Raw genomic sequence first — 15268 nt, 5'->3', positions numbered from 1 at the left:
ATGATCCGATTCGAGCAGGTTGCCAAGCGCTATCCCAACGGTCATGTGGGGTTGCATGAGCTGAGTTTCCGGGCGCGCCGGGGCGAATTCCTGTTCGTCACCGGCCACTCGGGCGCAGGCAAGAGCACCCTGCTGCGCCTGTTGCTGGCCATGGAGCGCCCGACCAGCGGCAAGCTGATGCTGGCAGGGCAGGACCTGGGCCAGATCAGCAATGCGCAAATCCCGTTCCTGCGCCGGCAAATCGGCGTGGTGTTCCAGAACCACCAGTTGTTGTTCGACCGCACCGTGTTCAACAACATTGCCTTGCCGCTGCAGATTCTCGGCCTGTCCAAGGTCGAGATCGCCAAGCGCGTGGACTCGGCGCTGGAGCGCGTGTCGCTGTCCGACAAGGGCGAGCTGTTCCCGGCCGACCTTTCCACCGGGCAGCAACAGCGGGTGGGTATCGCCCGCGCCATCGTTCACCAGCCGGCTCTGCTGCTGGCCGACGAACCCACCGGTAACCTCGACCCGCGCCTGGCTGCAGAGATCATGGGCGTGTTCGAGGACATCAACCGCCTGGGCACGACGGTATTGATCGCCAGCCACGACCTGGCACTGATCGCGCGCATGCGCCACCGCATGCTGACCTTGCAACGCGGCCGCTTGATCGGCGATGGGGAGGCCGGGCAATGAACACTACACGCACGCCGAAGGTTTCCGAGCGGGTCGCACCAAAACCGGCCGATCCGCAACCTGCGAAGAAAAAGCGCGGTGAAGACGATGATGGCCCGGACTTCCGCACCCTGCTGCATGCCTGGCTGGAAAGCCACCGTGCCAGCTTGGCCGACAGCCTGCGCCGTCTGGGCAAGCAGCCGATCGGCAGCTTCTTCACTTGCCTGGTCATGGCAGTGGCGCTGAGCATGCCGATGGGCCTGTCCTTGTTGCTGAAGAACGTCGAGCAGCTGGGCGGTTCGTGGCAGCGCGCTGCGCAGATTTCGCTGTACCTCAAGCTTGATGCCGGCAGCCGCGATGGCGAAGCGCTGCGCGACGAGATCAAGGGCATGCCTGGCGTGGCGGACGCCCAGTATGTCAGCCGCGAGCAGGCCCTGGAGGAGTTCCAGCAGCAGTCCGGCCTGGGCGAGGCCTTGCGCGAACTGCCAGACAACCCACTGCCGGGTGTGGTGGTGGTAACCCCGACCGAGGTCGACAAGCCGGCCCTGGACGCTTTGCGTCAGCGCCTGGCGGAGCTGCCGCGGGTGGACGTGGCGCAACTGGACCTAGTCTGGGTCGAGCGCCTGGCAGCCATCCTCAAGCTGGGTGACCGCTTCGTCTTCGGCCTGGCCGTGATGCTGATTTCTGCCCTGCTGTTAGTAATCGGTAACACAATTCGTCTACACATTGAAAACCGTCGTATCGAGATCGAAGTGATCAAGCTGGTCGGCGGCACTGACGCCTACGTGCGCCGGCCGTTCCTGTACATGGGCGCCCTGTATGGCCTGGGCGCAGGCCTGCTGGCGTGGGGTATCCTGGCGTTTGGCCTGAACTGGCTGAACGAGGCGGTGGTAGGGCTTTCCGGGCTGTATGGCAGTGACTTCGCCCTGGGCGGCGTTCCGGCTTCCGATGGTCTGTCGCTCTTGATCGGAGCAGTGTTGTTGGGGTATATCGGTGCATGGATTGCAGTCGCCCGCCACTTGAACGAGCTGGCGCCGCGATAGTTTTTACGTGCCAGCATTGACATTTTCTTCACTGCGGAACTTGTACCGTCGTTCCAGGTCAATGTTGGCAGCGCCCACAAGGTGCGAGTTTTGTAAGTCGGAGGTTCTTGAATGACCACATCGTTGCAACCTGCCTATGCCCTGGTACCCGGTGCAAACCTGGAAGCCTATGTGCACACGGTCAACAGCATCCCGCTGCTGACGGTCGAGCAGGAGCGTGATCTGGGCGAGCGTCTCTATTATGAGCAGGATGTCGAGGCCGCTCGTCAGATGGTGATGGCCCACCTGCGTTTCGTCGTACATATCGCCCGTAGTTATGCCGGCTACGGGTTGGCCCAGGCTGACCTGATCCAGGAAGGCAATGTCGGCCTGATGAAAGCCGTCAAGCGCTTCAACCCTGAAATGGGTGTGCGCCTGGTGTCGTTCGCTGTGCACTGGATCAAGGCAGAGATCCACGAGTTCATTCTGCGCAACTGGCGCATCGTCAAAGTGGCTACCACCAAGGCTCAGCGCAAGCTGTTCTTCAACCTGCGTAGCCAGAAGAAGCGCCTGGCGTGGCTGAACAACGACGAAGTGCATCGCGTGGCGGAAAGCCTTGGCGTCGAGCCGCGCGAAGTGCGCGAGATGGAAAGCCGCCTCAGCGGCCAGGACATGGCCTTCGATCCGGCAGCGGAAGCTGACGACGACAGCGCCTTCCAGTCGCCTGCGCATTACCTGGAAGACCACCGTTACGATCCGGCGGTGCAGTTGGAGGATGCCGACTGGAGTGACAATTCCACCAGCAACCTGCACGAAGCGCTGCAAGGTCTGGACGAGCGTAGCCGCGACATTCTCTATCAGCGTTGGCTGGCGGAAGAGAAGGCCACGCTGCATGAACTGGCAGACAAGTACAGCGTATCGGCTGAGCGTATTCGCCAGCTGGAGAAGAATGCGATGAACAAGGTCAAGGCACTGATCGCTGCCTGATCGAGTCTGGGTTGTAAAGAAAAGCCGCTGGCCCTATGGGGTGAGCGGCTTTTTTGTTTGTGCTGTCCCGTCCTGAATAAGGTTTACACCTCCCATCCCGAATTTCCGGAGAGTCTGATGGAGCAAGGTGTAAAGCGCACACAGCGTGATTACTCACTGTCTTTTAAATTGGCGGTGGTTGATCAGATAGAAAAAGGCGAACTGACCTACAAGCAGGCCCAGATGCGGTATGGCATCCAGGGTCGCTCGACGGTTCTGGTATGGTTGCGTAAGCACGGTCGGCAGGATTGGAGCCAGGGGGCCTCGATCCGCGACGAGAGGAGCTGCGCGATGTCTGACCCCAAAACGCTCACTCCAGAGCAGCGGATCAAAGAGCTTGAGCAGCAGCTTGAGCTGATGAGCCAGAAGGCCCAATTCTTTGAGACGGTCGTTGATGTTCTGAAAAATGACTATGGTGTCTCGGTCGTAAAAAAGCGATCCGGCAAGTCCTCACGCAAGGTCAAGTCGCAGGACTGAGCATTGCCAGGGCTTGTCAGTTTCTAGGCATCAGTCGACAGGCTTACTACAAACGCAATCGAGTTGCTGATGGCAAAGAACGCCAGGCAGACCGGGTGGTTGAGTTTGTACAGCAGATCCGGATACGCCAGCCTCGTCTGGGCACACGCAAGCTGCACTATCTGCTGCATTGCCAACCTGACAGACGATTCCAGGTCGGCCGAGATAGGCTGTTCCAGGTCTTGGGAGAGCGCCGTTTGCTAGTGCTGCCTAAGCGGGCCTATCACAAGACAACACAAAGCTTTCATCGCTTCTACCGCCATCCCAATTTACTCAAACCCGGCCCAAGTCAGATCGTTCCGACAAGGCCGGAGCACGTCTGGGTTGCCGACATTACTTACCTGCCCGCACGCAAGGGCCCGCTGTACCTGAGCCTGGTAACGGATGCGTACTCCAGGAAGATTGTTGGCCACCACGTCCATGAAAGCCTGCATGCCGAGTCAGTGGCGCAAGCCTTCAAGCAGGCATTACGAAAGCGCCGTCGTCGCCAGCCATTAGTCCACCATTCGGATCGAGGAATCCAATATTGCTCGGCGCTATACCAGTCACTACATCAACGGCACGGCGTTCAGTGCTCCATGACTGATGGGTATGACTGCTACCAGAACGCGCTGGCCGAGCGAATCAACGGAATCCTCAAGATGGAGCTGCTGTTGAGTAGCCCTGAAGATCTGGAACAAGCGAGGCAGATGGTTGACGAGGCAGTGCAGATTTACAATACAGAACGGCCTCATATGGCCCTGAAAAACAAAACGCCCGATGCGGTGCATCGGGCGTTTTGAGGCCTGTCGGCCTACCTGAACAGGTGTAAACCTATTTCAGGACTAGACATGCTGGCTTTGCTGGCCTCTTCGCGGGTAAACCCGCTCCTACAGGGGATGCGGTTGCCTGTAGGCGCGGGTCTGCCCGCGAGGAGGCCGGGGATGCGGTTGCCCGTAGGCGCGGGTTTGCCCGCGAAGAGGCCGGGGATGCGGTTGCCCGTAGGCGCGGGTTTGCCCGCGAAGAGGCCGGGGATGCGGTTGCCCGTAGGCGCGGGTTTGCCCGCGAGGAGGCTGGGGATGCGGTTGCCCGTAGGCGCGGGTTTGCCCGCGAGGAGGCCGAGGATGCGGTTGCCCGTAGGAGCGGGTTTACCCGCGAAAGGGCCGGGCCTGCATTCAAAGCTTTCTGGATGAGTCCAGCTGCATCAGGTAGCTGGGCCCGCCCAGCTGGCTCATCTGCCGGCGAATCCAGCCGGCCCGGCTGGCCACGTAGGCACTCGGCCGGCTGGCACTCCATTTGATTGGGCTAGGCAGCACCGCAGCCAGCTGCGCCGCCTGCTGGCGGCTGAGCCGGCTGGCGTCGACACCAAAGTGATAACGCGCCGCCGCCTGGGCACCAAACACGCCCTTGCCCCACTCGGCGCTGTTCAAATAGACCTCGAGAATCCGCTCCTTCGACCAGAACAGCTCAATCAGTGCGGTGAACCAGGCCTCCAGCCCCTTGCGAAACCAGCTGCGGCCTGACCACAGAAACAGGTTTTTGGCCACTTGTTGGGTCAGGGTGCTGGCGCCGCGAATGTTGCCACCGCGCTCGTTGTGGGCCAACGCCGCCTGAATGGCCGGGAGGTCGAAGCCCCAGTGGTTGGCGAACTTCTGGTCCTCGCCAGCAATGACTGCAACCTTGAGCTCATCGGAGATGTTCTCCCATGGCTCCCAGTCGCGCTGCAGGTCGATCGGTTCACCATTCACCCAAGACTGTACCTTGCGCTCGACCATCAGCGCCGTGCCGGGCGGTGGTACCCAGCGGAACACCAGCACCAGCACGATGCTGCCGGCAACGAACCAGAGCAGGGCGCGGGAGAGGCGACGGATAAGCGTTGACAGCATGTCGATGGCTTGGCCCTAAGGGTGGAAGGGGCCATTATACAGACCCGATACAAGGAGTCGTCCCATGCTTCGCAGCTTCCTGATGCTTGCCGCCTTTTTTGGCTTTACCGGTGTCGCCCTGGGCGCCTTCGCCGCTCATGGCCTGAAAAACCGGCTGACGGCTGACTACCTGGCAATCTTCCATACCGGCGTGACTTACCAACTGGTCCATGCCTTGGCGATCTTCGGCGTTGCGGTGCTCTCGGCGCACCTGCCCGGGCGCCTGGTCGGGTGGGCTGGCGGCCTGTTTGCGTTGGGCATCGTGCTGTTCTCCGGCAGCCTGTACCTGCTGACCCTCAGTGGCCTTGGCAAGCTTGGCATCATCACCCCGATTGGTGGCTTGTGCTTCCTTGTCGGCTGGCTGTGCCTGGGCCTGGCAGCCTGGCGGCTGGGTTGACCGAGTGGTCCACAATCACGACTAATGGCGCGCACCGCCCTTGGGTTGCAGGGCGGTTCGGCGCTAGAATGCTGGCCCCAAAGAACAATGGTGGCCGTGCGCATGCGCATTAAATTGAACGGTGAACCTTACGAACTGCCTGCCGGCGAAAGCGTTGCAGCCCTGCTGGCGCGCCTGGAACTGACCGGGCGCCGTGTTGCAGTGGAACTGAACCTGGATATCGTGCCGCGTAGCCAGCACGACAGCACGCTGCTGAATGACGGCGACCAGGTCGAAGTGGTCCACGCCATCGGTGGCGGCTGACAGCAGCCCGGCGGTTCACAAGCAAGCCCTGCAACCTTTTCCCGAGGAACAACGATGAGCAACGTTCGTAGCGACAAGCCCTTCACCCTGGCCGGGCGTACTTTCCAGTCGCGCCTGCTGGTCGGTACCGGCAAGTACCGTGACATGGAAGAAACCCGCCTGGCCACCGAGGCCTCGGGTGCCGAAATCGTCACTGTCGCTGTGCGCCGCACCAACCTTGGCCAGAACGCGGGCGAGCCGAACCTGCTCGATGTACTGTCGCCCGACAAGTACACCATCCTGCCGAACACTGCAGGCTGCTTTGACGCGGTGGAAGCGGTACGCACTTGCCGTCTGGCCCGCGAACTGCTCGATGGGCGCAAATCGCACGAGTCCCGGACGCTGGTGAAGCTGGAAGTGCTGGCCGACCAGAAAACCCTGTTCCCCAACGTGATCGAAACCCTCAAGGCCGCCGAAGTGCTGGTCAAGGAAGGTTTCGATGTCATGGTCTACACCAGCGACGACCCGATCATCGCCCGTCAGCTGGCCGAAGTCGGCTGTATTGCGGTCATGCCGTTGGCTGGCCTGATTGGCACCGGCCTGGGTATCTGCAACCCCTACAACCTGCAGATCATCCTGGAAGAATCCAAGGTGCCGGTGCTGGTCGATGCTGGCGTGGGTACCGCATCCGACGCCACCATCGCCATGGAAATGGGCTGTGAGGCAGTGCTGATGAACTCGGCCATCGCCCACGCCCAGCAGCCGGTGCTGATGGCTGAGGCCATGAAACACGCCATTGTCGCGGGTCGCATGGCCTACCTGGCCGGCCGTATGCCGAAGAAACTCTATGCCAGCGCCTCTTCGCCGCTGGATGGTCTGATCAAGTAAGAGCAACTGATGACTGAATCGCACGATACGCCGATCACCCCCGACGGCGAAGCCCGCCCACACCGCCGCATCAAGAGCTTCGTGATGCGTGCCGGGCGCATGACCGAAGGCCAGCAACGCGGCCTGGACCAAGGCGGCCCGCTGTACATCCTGCCACTGGCTGACAGCCCGGTGGACTACGACCAGGTGTTCGGCCGTTCGGCCCCGCGCACCTTGGAGATCGGCTTCGGTATGGGCCATTCCCTGCTGGAAATGGCCGCTGCCGCACCTGAGCAGGACTTCATCGGTGTGGAAGTGCACCGCCCGGGTGTTGGCGCGCTGCTCAATGGCGTGCTGACCCAGGGGCTGAAAAACCTGCGGGTGTATGACTGCGATGCTATCGAAGTGCTGAACCGCTGCGTGGCGGATAACAGCCTTGATCGCCTGATGCTGTTCTTCCCAGACCCATGGCACAAGGCGCGTCACCACAAGCGCCGCATCGTCCAGCTGGAGTTCGCCGAGCTGGTACGTCGCAAGCTCAAGCCTGGTGGTGTGTTCCACATGGCCACCGATTGGGAGCCGTATGCCGAGTACATGCTGGAAGTGATGAGCGCAGCTCCTGGCTATCGCAACCGTGCGGCAGACGGCACCTATGTGCCGCGCCCCGAAGAGCGCCCGATCACCAAGTTCGAACGCCGCGGTGAGCGGCTGGGGCACGGGGTGTGGGACTTGAAGTTCGAGAAGGTCGATTGAGCGGCTGATACGGCTTCTCGATGTGCCGATGCTTGCAGGAATGCAGGCGAAAAAAACCGCCTTGAGAAGGGCGGTTTTTTCTTTGTAGGAGCGGGTTCACCCGCGAATACGGTAGTGACGGCAACGGTGAACGGCGGGTGGAGATTGGCCAGCACGGCCGGCCCTTTCGCGGGTGAACCCGCTCCTACAAAGGCCCGGGGCCATTGGCTCAGCCTCGGCGATCTGCCACCACGCCAATCAATACCAGCACCACCAGCAACACAGGCGCCAACGCATAGTTGTTGAACTGGCTGAGCCCCTTCACCACCCACGGTGTGGCATAGATCAGCGCAGCACCGCTACCGATCATGACCATCAGCGCCATGAACGGCACGCGCAGGGCGCCCGCGAGGCCGCCCAGGCGCTGCTCGGCCCAGGCTTTGACATCGGTGCCGAACAGCACCAGCAGGCAGCCTACCAAGGCCAGTGAAATCTCCGACAGGTTGCTGCGGCTCCAGCGGGAAACCGTCGCGAGCAGATCAAGTACCAGATCCATGGGTCATCCTTAGGTCAAGAAATACTGCAGCAGGTCATTGAGGAACAACTGGCCCCTCGGCGTGGCTACCAGTCGATCCGGTTCGACCTGCAAAAGGCCCTTTTGTTCGGCGGCACGGCGTGCTTCCTGCAGCTGTGACAGCGGCAAGCCGGTGCGTTGGGTGAACAGTTCGGCTTCCACGCCATCGGTCAGGCGCAGGGCGTTCATCAGGAACTCGAACGGTAGTTCATCGACTGGCAGCAGCTTCTCGCCGGCCTTGAACGGCTTGGCCAGGTTCAGGTAATCCTTGGGCAGGCGGGTCTTCCAGGTACGCAGGATGCGCCCGTCGGCAAAGGTGAGCTTGCCGTGAGCGCCAGCGCCAATGCCGATGAAGTCACCGAAGCGCCAGTAGTTGAGGTTGTGCCGGGCGGCGCGGCCTGCCTGGGCGTAGGCCGATACCTCGTACTGGCGGTAGCCGTGCTCGGCCATCAGCGCTTGGCCGGCTTCCTGAATATCCCAGAGGATATCGTCTTCGGGCAGCTCTGGCGGCTGGTTCCAGAACACCGTGTTCGGCTCCACGGTCAGCTGATACCACGACAGGTGTGTCGGCCCCAGATCGATGGCCTGGCGCAGGTCACCCAGCGCATCGTCCAGCGACTGGTCGGGCAGGCCGTGCATCAGGTCCATGTTGAAATTGTCGAAACCGGCCGCGCGCGCCATGTCGGCGGCCCGCACCGCTTCGTCGCCATTGTGGATGCGCCCCAGTGCCTCCAGCTTGGCTGGCTGGAAGCTCTGCACGCCGATCGAAAGACGGTTGATACCGGTCTGCCGGTAGGCCTTGAACTTGTCCTGCTCGAAGGTGCCCGGGTTGGCTTCGAGGGTGATCTCGATGTCTGGCGCGAACGGAATACGTTGCTCTATGCCACGCAGTAGCCGGCCAAGGGCGTTGGCACTGAACAGGCTTGGCGTACCGCCACCGAAGAAGATCGAGCTGATCGGGCGACCTTGTACGGCAGCCAGTTCCTGGTCGAGGTCGTCGAGCAGGGCTGTGACGTAGGCATCTTCCGGTAGTTCAGGCCCGGCTGCGTGGGAGTTGAAGTCGCAATAAGGGCATTTGCGTACGCACCACGGAATGTGGATGTACAGCGCCAGCGGCGGCAGGCTGCTAAAGCCTGCCGCGCCGGGGGGCGACAGCATTTCGATCATGCCAGGCCCAGACGTTTGCGCAGCAGGGCCATGGCACGGGCGCGGTGGCTGAGCTGGTTCTTGTCTGCTGGGGCTAGATCGGCGCTGGAGCAGTTGCGCTCCGGTACCCAGAACAGCGGGTCGTAGCCAAAGCCCTGCTCGCCGCTGGCCTCGAACAGGATGCGCCCGTGCCACAGGCCTTCGCACAGGATCGGCAATGGGTCGTCGGCGTGGCGCACCAGCGCCAGAACGCAGACGAACTGTGCACTGCGCTCAGCTTCAGGCACGTCTTTCAAGGCTTCGAGCAGCTTGGCATTGTTTGCCGCGTCACCTTTGCCGTCGGCATAACGCGCCGAGTAGATGCCCGGCGCGCCGCCGAGGAAGTCCACTGCCAGGCCAGAGTCATCGGCCAGGGCCGGCAGGCCGGAAATGCGTGCGGCGTTGCGCGCCTTGAGGATGGCGTTCTCGACGAACGACAGGCCGGTTTCTTCCGGCTCCACCTGGCTGAACTCACCAATCGAGCGCAGTTGCACGGAATGGCCGAGCATGGCCTGGAGTTCCTTCAGTTTGCCGGCATTGTGGCTGGCCAATACGAGTTGCTGGAAATTCATCATTCGCCTGGGAACACTTCCTGGTTGAAGCTGAGAGAGTTGCTGATGCCGCCGGTTTCGATGGTCAGGTCGAAGGTGACGGTTTCTGGTTGTTCGATCTTGAACTGGGCGATGTAGTACACCGCGCCCGGTTCGGTAATCTGCTTGAACGACAGCGGGCTGATGCGCCCGGTCAGGTCTCTGACCTTACCGCTGACCAGTGCTGGGGTGGGTTTGCCGGCCTTGAGCACGGCAATGTTGAGCACGCCCTGGTTCTTGCTGCGAACCAGGCCGGTGGCCGCGGCCACCTCGGGTGTGAGCATGCTCGAGGTGAATGCGCTGTAGTGCACCGTCACGTCGCCAAATACCTCCTTGCGCTCGGGGCGTGCGGCATCGGCAGCCAATACTGGCAGGGCCAGGCACAGGCTGATCAGGAACAGGGCTAGGCGACGCATGGTGCGATTCCTCCGGTGGGCGTCAGACCGCGAGCTGATGCTCTTGCAGGCCCGGACTGCTGACGCGGTAGATGCCGATCTCACCTAGAAGATTAGGCCATAGCCGGCCACCCCACCCGTTGCGGTGCAAGTGGTCGACCGCCAGGCGGTCGAGTACCTTGGCTCGGCGTTCGTGCACAAGTTCTTCGAAGTCGGCGAAGGTGCAGAAGTGGATGTTCGGCGTGTTGTACCAGGTATACGGCATGAAGTCCGATACCGGCATGCGGCCTTTGGTCGCCAGGTACCAGCGGCAGCGCCAGTGGCCGAAGTTCGGGAAGGTGATGATGCACTGACGGCCCACTCGCAGCATTTCGTCGAGGATGCGGTCGGGGTATTCCACGGCCTGCAGGGCTTGGGTCATGATCACCACGTCGAAGCTGTTGCTGGCGAAGTTGCCCAGGCCTTTGTCCAGGTCCTGTTCGATGACGTTGACGCCCTTGGCCACGCAGGCGGCGATATTGTCGGCGTCGATTTCCAGGCCGTAGCCGGTGACCTGTTTGCGGTCACGCAGCGAGGCCAGCAGTTCGCCGCTACCGCAGCCCAGGTCGAGTACCCGGCTGCCGGCGGGGATCCAGTCGTGGATGATTTCCAGATCGGCTCTCATGCTGTCCTCAGATGGCAATGCGGTTCATGTAGTTCGAGAAACCCTGCATGTAGCGAGGTGTGGGGATCAGGAAGGCATCGTGCCCGTAGGGCGAATCGATCTCCAGGTAGCAGACGTTCTTGCGCGCGGCCATCAGCGCGTCGACGATCTCGCGCGAACGGGCCGGAGAAAAGCGCCAGTCGGTGGTGAACGACATGATGCAGTAGTCTGCCTTGACGTGGGCCAGGGTGGCGGCCAGATCACCACCGTGCGTGGCGGCCGGGTCGAAATAGTCCAGTGCCTTGGTCATCAGCAGGTAGGTGTTGGCGTCGAAACGGCCGGAAAACTCCTCGCCCTGATAGCGCAGATAGCTTTCGACCTGGAACTCGACGCTGTGGAAGTCGTAGTTGAGCTTGTCGCTTTTCAGCTCTCGGCCGAATTTTTCACCCATCGAATCATCGGACAGATAGGTAATGTGGCCGACCATGCGTGCCAGCATCAGGCCGCGCTTGGGGATCACGCCCTGGTCCTGGAACGAGCCTCCATGGAACTCGGGGTCGGTAAGAATGGCCTGACGCGCCACCTCGTTGAAGGCGATGTTCTGCGCCGACAGCTTGGGTGCCGAGGCAATGTCGACGCAGTGGCGTACGCGCTCGGGGTAGGTCATCGTCCATTGCAGCGCCTGCATGCCCCCCAGGCTACCGCCGACGATAGCTGCCCACTGCTGGATGCCCAGGCGGTCGGCCAGCCGTGCCTGGCTGTGCACCCAGTCTTCCACGGTCAATACCGGGAACTCGGCGCCATATGGCTTGCCGGTGGCCGGGTTGACACTGCTGGGGCCGGTGCTGCCGTTGCAGCCGCCGAGGTTGTTCAGGCTGACCACGAAGAAGCGGTTGGTGTCGATCGGTTTGCCAGGGCCGATGCAGCTGTCCCACCAGCCCGGCTTGCGGTCGGTGGCGGCATGGTAGCCAGCGGCATGGTGGTGGCCGGACAGGGCATGGCAGATCAGCACGGCGTTGCTCGCGCTGGCGTTCAGGGTGCCATAGGTCTCGTAGACCAGTTCGTAACTGGCCAGTGAACGGCCACAGGCCAGTGCCAGCGGTTCATCGAACCGGGCGGTTTGCGGTACTACCAGACCGACGGAATCTTCGGGAAAGACAGTTGACATCGACCCTGCTCACGCTTGACGGAGGCGTAAGTCTAAAGAGCGCTACCCCCAGCGGCAAGCAAAGGCTTGCGACTGGGGGCACGCTGGCTCTGGCGAGCCTCAGATCATTCGCCACAGCTCTTGAGGCATACCCGCGTAGGCGGCCAGCGGAGGCATGACAAACGACTGGATCACCTGGATCGCCAGGAAGGCGAAGATCGGCGAGATGTCCATGCCGCCCAGGTTTGGCACCAGGCGGCGGAACGGCGCCAGCACGGGCTCGCTGATCTGGTAGGCCAGTTCGGCCGCCGGGTTGTGGCTGTTGGGGGCAACCCAGGAAACGATCACCATGACGATCATCGCCACCCAGAAAATCTTCAGGAACAGCGAGGTGATGCCGATGATCGCCCACATCAGCAGGTGCAGGACGTCGCCGAAGGTACCGTAGGTGACCATCAGCACAAAGCCCATCAGCAAGGCCTGGATGACCACCGCCAGCAGTAGCGACGAGGTATCCAGCCCGCCAACGCTAGGGATGATCCGGCGGATCGGCTTGAGCAGCGGTTGGGTGGCACGAACGGCGAACTGGCACAGCGGGTTGTAGAAGTTGGCCTTGACCAGTTGCAGCACGAAGCGCAGCAGGACGATGACCAGGTAAAGGCTGACCAGGGTTTGCACCACGAAAATCGCGGCGCCTGACAGTGCATTCATCTAAAACTCCTTATTTGCCCAGTTGTTCGGCCAGCTCGGCAGAGCGCGTGGCTGCAGCCTGCAGCGCCTGCTCGACGATGGCTTCGAAGCCGCTGGCCTGGAACGACTTGATCGCCGCTTCCGTGGTGCCGGCGGGCGAAGTGACGCGGCGGCGCAGTTCAGCGGCATCGACATCGCTTGCAACTGCCATGCGCGCGGCGCCCAGGGCCGTCTGCAAGGTCAGTTGGGAGGCCGTTTCGCGTGGCAGGCCGAGTTTTTCGCCTGCCGCGGTCATGGCCTCGATCAGCAGGAAGAAGTACGCCGGGCCACTGCCGGACACAGCTGTCACGGCGTCCAGTTGCTGTTCTTGCTCCAGCCACAGGGCGGTGCCCACGGCCGACAGCAGTTGTTCGGCCTGCTGACGCTGTTCGCCGGACACTTCAGCGGTGGCGTACAGGCCGCTCACGCCTTGGCGCAGCAATGCCGGGGTGTTGGGCATGCAGCGCACCACCGGGCGAGCACCCACCCAGCTTTGCAGGCTGGCGCACGTGATGCCGGCGGCGATTGAAACGATCAGCTGGCCATCCTGCAGGTTGGGTTGCAGTGCCTGACATACGGTTTTCATGACTTGTGGCTTGACCGCCAGCACGATGACGTCAGCGCCATCGATGGCCTGGGCGTTGTCCTCGAAGGCTTCAATGCCGTGCTCGGCCTGGATGCGACTGCGGGTCTCGGCGCCCGGGTCGCTGGCGCGGATCTGCGAGGCGTCCAGGCCCTGGGCACGCAGACCACCGATCAGGCTGGCGGCCATGTTGCCGGCGCCGATAAAGGCAATACGTGTCTTGCTCATGTCAGGTCCTTGTGGAAAAGAGTGAGTGAAGCATGGAATCAGGTGTTGCCGTAGTCGCGGGCGCCGAACAGGGCCGTGCCAATTCGTACCCACGTCGCGCCCTGGGCGATAGCCGCTTCCAGGTCGTGGCTCATGCCCATGGACAGGGTGTCCAGGCCAAACCCCAGGCCTTCCTGCAACTTGCGCAGGCTGGCGAAGGCGGCCTCCTGGGTGGCGCGGTCTTCGGTGGGTTCCGGGATTGCCATCAGCCCGCGCAGGCGCAGGTTGGGCAGTGCGGCTACGGCTTTGGCCAACGCGGGTAGGTCGGCCGGGGTGCAGCCGGATTTACTGTCTTCGCCGCTGACGTTTACCTGCAGGCAGATGTTCAGCGGCGCCAACCCGGCAGGGCGCTGTTCCGACAGGCGTTGAGCAATTTTCAGGCGGTCCACGGAATGCACCCAGTCGAAATGCTCGGCGATGGCTTTGGTCTTGTTCGACTGAATGGGGCCGATGAAGTGCCAGATCAAGGGCAAGTCGCTGAGGGCCTGCTGCTTTGTCAGTGCTTCCTGTAGGTAATTCTCCCCGAAGTCGCGCACACCGGCGGCATGGATCTCGCGGATAGCGCTGGCGGGCTTGGTCTTGCTCACGGCCAGCAACTGGACGCTGGCCGGATCACGCCCGACTGCCTGGGCAGCACTGGCGATACGGGCGGAAATCGCGGAAAGGTTGTCTGCTAGGGTGGACATGGATCGATGCCGGCAGCTGTAGGGTCTGCGGCATTCTACCTGCTTGAAGGCCTTTGGGGAGTCTCATGGATGTGACCGACCTGTTGGCCCGAGCTGTGGATGCGGGGGCTTCAGACCTGCACCTGGCGACGGGCCAGATTCCGATGCTGCGCCTGGATGGCGAGTTGCAGCGTATGGGCTTGCCGCCCTTGAGCCAGGGTGCCTTGATCGAGGGCATGGCGAGCGTGCTGGATGACGACCAGCGCCGGCAGTGGGCCCAAGGCGATGAAATGGACCTTGCGCTGGAGTTGCCGGCGCTTGGGCGCTTTCGGCTGAACCTGTTTCGCCAGTTGAATGGCCCGGCGGTTACCTTTCGGTTGATTCCGGGGCGCATTGCGACGGTGAGTGAGCTGGACCTTGCGGATGTGTTTCAAGCTGTTGCGCAATGCCGGGATGGCTTGATCCTCGTGGGCGGGCCGACCGGCAGTGGCAAGTCCAGTACCCTGGCAACGCTACTCGACCAGCTGAACCGCGAGCGGGCGCTGCACATCATTACCCTGGAAGACCCTGTCGAGGTCATCCATGCCAGCCAGCGCAGCCTGGTCAACCAGCGTGAGATGGGGCGCCATAGTCGCGGCTTTGCTCAGGGGCTGCGCAGTGCGCTGCGCCAGGACCCCGACGTGATCATGATCGGCGAGTTGCGCGACCTGGAAACCATTCGCCTGGCCCTGCGCGCGGCCGAAACCGGGCACCTGGTGCTGGCAACCGTGCATGCGCGTTCGGCGACCAGCAGCATCGACAGGTTGGTGGAGGTTTTTGCTGCCGAGGAAAAGCCGTTGGTGCGGGCGATGCTGGCCGAGTCGCTGCGCCTGGTGGTCGCGCAGGTGCTGGTCAGGCGCGTGGGGGGTGGGCGGGTGGCTGCGCGGGAAGTGCTGGTGGCGACGCCGGCGGTGCGTAACCTGATTCGGGAGGGGCGGTTGGCGCAGTTGTCTTCGGTGATGCAGGGCGGGGCGGCGGAGGGGATGCTGACGATGGAGGGGGCGTTGCGGAGGCTGAGGGAGCGAGGGTTGATCAAAGGCTTGTAGTACCTGCA

Annotated in this window: 18 protein-coding genes and 1 pseudogene; 9 read left to right on the top strand and 10 right to left on the bottom strand. The window is 62.3% G+C overall.

Annotated features, from left to right (window positions below):
* The 4 genes from ftsE to LMH93_RS25615 all read left to right on the top strand — a co-directional run bounded on the left by ftsE (nucleotide 1) and on the right by LMH93_RS25615 (nucleotide 3997).
* Complete coding sequence (gene ftsE, locus LMH93_RS25630; protein ID WP_003249079.1) at nucleotides 1-672, top strand: cell division ATP-binding protein FtsE; 672 nt, start codon at nucleotides 1-3, stop codon at nucleotides 670-672.
* Nucleotides 669-1694, top strand: a complete 1026-nt coding sequence (gene ftsX / locus LMH93_RS25625) for a permease-like cell division protein FtsX (RefSeq protein WP_003249081.1) — start codon at nucleotides 669-671, stop codon at nucleotides 1692-1694. The genes ftsE and ftsX overlap by 4 nt, the downstream gene beginning before the upstream one ends.
* 111 nt (nucleotides 1695-1805) lie before the next feature.
* Nucleotides 1806-2660: an RNA polymerase sigma factor RpoH gene (rpoH, locus tag LMH93_RS25620; protein ID WP_003249083.1), complete on the top strand. Its 855-nt coding sequence runs from the start codon at nucleotides 1806-1808 to the stop codon at nucleotides 2658-2660.
* Between the two features lie 117 nt (nucleotides 2661-2777).
* A protein-coding gene (locus LMH93_RS25615; RefSeq protein ID WP_156747497.1) for an IS3 family transposase occupies nucleotides 2778-3997 on the top strand; the annotation gives its coding sequence in 2 pieces (ribosomal slippage) (nucleotides 2778-3126 and nucleotides 3126-3997; 1221 coding nt in all).
* 372 nt (nucleotides 3998-4369) lie between these two features.
* Here LMH93_RS25615 and mtgA read toward each other — a convergent pair.
* Nucleotides 4370-5115, bottom strand: a pseudogene (gene mtgA / locus LMH93_RS25610) (monofunctional biosynthetic peptidoglycan transglycosylase).
* A 29-nt stretch (nucleotides 5116-5144) separates the two neighbouring features.
* Here mtgA and LMH93_RS25605 point away from each other — a divergent pair.
* The 4 genes from LMH93_RS25605 to trmB all read left to right on the top strand — a co-directional run bounded on the left by LMH93_RS25605 (nucleotide 5145) and on the right by trmB (nucleotide 7418).
* Nucleotides 5145-5516 carry a DUF423 domain-containing protein gene (locus LMH93_RS25605; RefSeq protein ID WP_010955645.1) on the top strand — a complete coding sequence of 124 codons (372 nt, stop codon included), beginning with the start codon at nucleotides 5145-5147 and terminating at the stop codon, nucleotides 5514-5516.
* Nucleotides 5517-5618: 102 nt separating this feature from the next.
* On the top strand, nucleotides 5619-5819 hold the full coding sequence (gene thiS / locus LMH93_RS25600; RefSeq protein ID WP_003249090.1) for a sulfur carrier protein ThiS: 201 nt from the start codon (nucleotides 5619-5621) through the stop codon (nucleotides 5817-5819).
* Between the two features lie 54 nt (nucleotides 5820-5873).
* A complete protein-coding gene (locus LMH93_RS25595; protein ID WP_003249091.1) occupies nucleotides 5874-6686 on the top strand; it encodes a thiazole synthase in 813 nt (270 codons plus the stop codon).
* A 9-nt stretch (nucleotides 6687-6695) separates the two neighbouring features.
* Nucleotides 6696-7418, top strand: coding sequence for a tRNA (guanosine(46)-N7)-methyltransferase TrmB (trmB, locus tag LMH93_RS25590; RefSeq protein WP_004575478.1), 723 nt, complete (start codon nucleotides 6696-6698; stop codon nucleotides 7416-7418).
* Nucleotides 7419-7626: 208 nt separating this feature from the next.
* On the opposite strand, the gene LMH93_RS25585 is transcribed toward trmB, so the two are convergent.
* The 9 genes from LMH93_RS25585 to LMH93_RS25545 all read right to left on the bottom strand — a co-directional run bounded on the left by LMH93_RS25585 (nucleotide 7627) and on the right by LMH93_RS25545 (nucleotide 14196).
* Nucleotides 7627-7953, bottom strand: coding sequence for a DUF3392 domain-containing protein (locus tag LMH93_RS25585; protein ID WP_003249095.1), 327 nt, complete (start codon nucleotides 7951-7953; stop codon nucleotides 7627-7629).
* A 9-nt stretch (nucleotides 7954-7962) separates the two neighbouring features.
* Complete coding sequence (hemW, locus tag LMH93_RS25580) at nucleotides 7963-9138, bottom strand: radical SAM family heme chaperone HemW (protein WP_003249098.1); 1176 nt, start codon at nucleotides 9136-9138, stop codon at nucleotides 7963-7965.
* Nucleotides 9135-9731, bottom strand: coding sequence for an RdgB/HAM1 family non-canonical purine NTP pyrophosphatase (rdgB, locus tag LMH93_RS25575; RefSeq protein ID WP_004575480.1), 597 nt, complete (start codon nucleotides 9729-9731; stop codon nucleotides 9135-9137). The genes hemW and rdgB overlap by 4 nt, the downstream gene beginning before the upstream one ends.
* Nucleotides 9728-10162: a DUF4426 domain-containing protein gene (locus LMH93_RS25570; protein WP_012053961.1), complete on the bottom strand. Its 435-nt coding sequence runs from the start codon at nucleotides 10160-10162 to the stop codon at nucleotides 9728-9730. The genes rdgB and LMH93_RS25570 overlap by 4 nt, the downstream gene beginning before the upstream one ends.
* A gap of 22 nt (nucleotides 10163-10184) precedes the next feature.
* Nucleotides 10185-10805, bottom strand: a complete 621-nt coding sequence (metW, locus tag LMH93_RS25565) for a methionine biosynthesis protein MetW (RefSeq protein ID WP_003249106.1) — start codon at nucleotides 10803-10805, stop codon at nucleotides 10185-10187.
* Nucleotides 10806-10812: 7 nt separating this feature from the next.
* A complete protein-coding gene (metX, locus tag LMH93_RS25560) occupies nucleotides 10813-11952 on the bottom strand; it encodes a homoserine O-succinyltransferase MetX (protein ID WP_003249108.1) in 1140 nt (379 codons plus the stop codon).
* 99 nt (nucleotides 11953-12051) lie between these two features.
* On the bottom strand, nucleotides 12052-12642 hold the full coding sequence (locus LMH93_RS25555; protein ID WP_012053960.1) for a YggT family protein: 591 nt from the start codon (nucleotides 12640-12642) through the stop codon (nucleotides 12052-12054).
* Between the two features lie 10 nt (nucleotides 12643-12652).
* Entirely contained in the window at nucleotides 12653-13471 is an 819-nt protein-coding gene (gene proC / locus LMH93_RS25550; protein ID WP_004575483.1) for a pyrroline-5-carboxylate reductase, read from the bottom strand.
* A 38-nt stretch (nucleotides 13472-13509) separates the two neighbouring features.
* Nucleotides 13510-14196, bottom strand: a complete 687-nt coding sequence (locus tag LMH93_RS25545) for a YggS family pyridoxal phosphate-dependent enzyme (protein WP_004575484.1) — start codon at nucleotides 14194-14196, stop codon at nucleotides 13510-13512.
* A gap of 65 nt (nucleotides 14197-14261) precedes the next feature.
* Between LMH93_RS25545 and LMH93_RS25540 the strand changes: the two genes are divergently transcribed.
* Nucleotides 14262-15260 (top strand): type IV pilus twitching motility protein PilT, encoded by a 999-nt coding sequence (locus LMH93_RS25540; protein ID WP_098089513.1) that lies wholly within the window; start codon nucleotides 14262-14264, stop codon nucleotides 15258-15260.
* Nucleotides 15261-15268: the final 8 nt, after the last annotated feature.

This window comes from Pseudomonas sp. CIP-10 (genome assembly GCF_020911845.1).
Taxonomy (GTDB): domain Bacteria; phylum Pseudomonadota; class Gammaproteobacteria; order Pseudomonadales; family Pseudomonadaceae; genus Aquipseudomonas; species Aquipseudomonas alloputida.
This window is presented reverse-complemented; position numbering and strand designations above follow the sequence as displayed.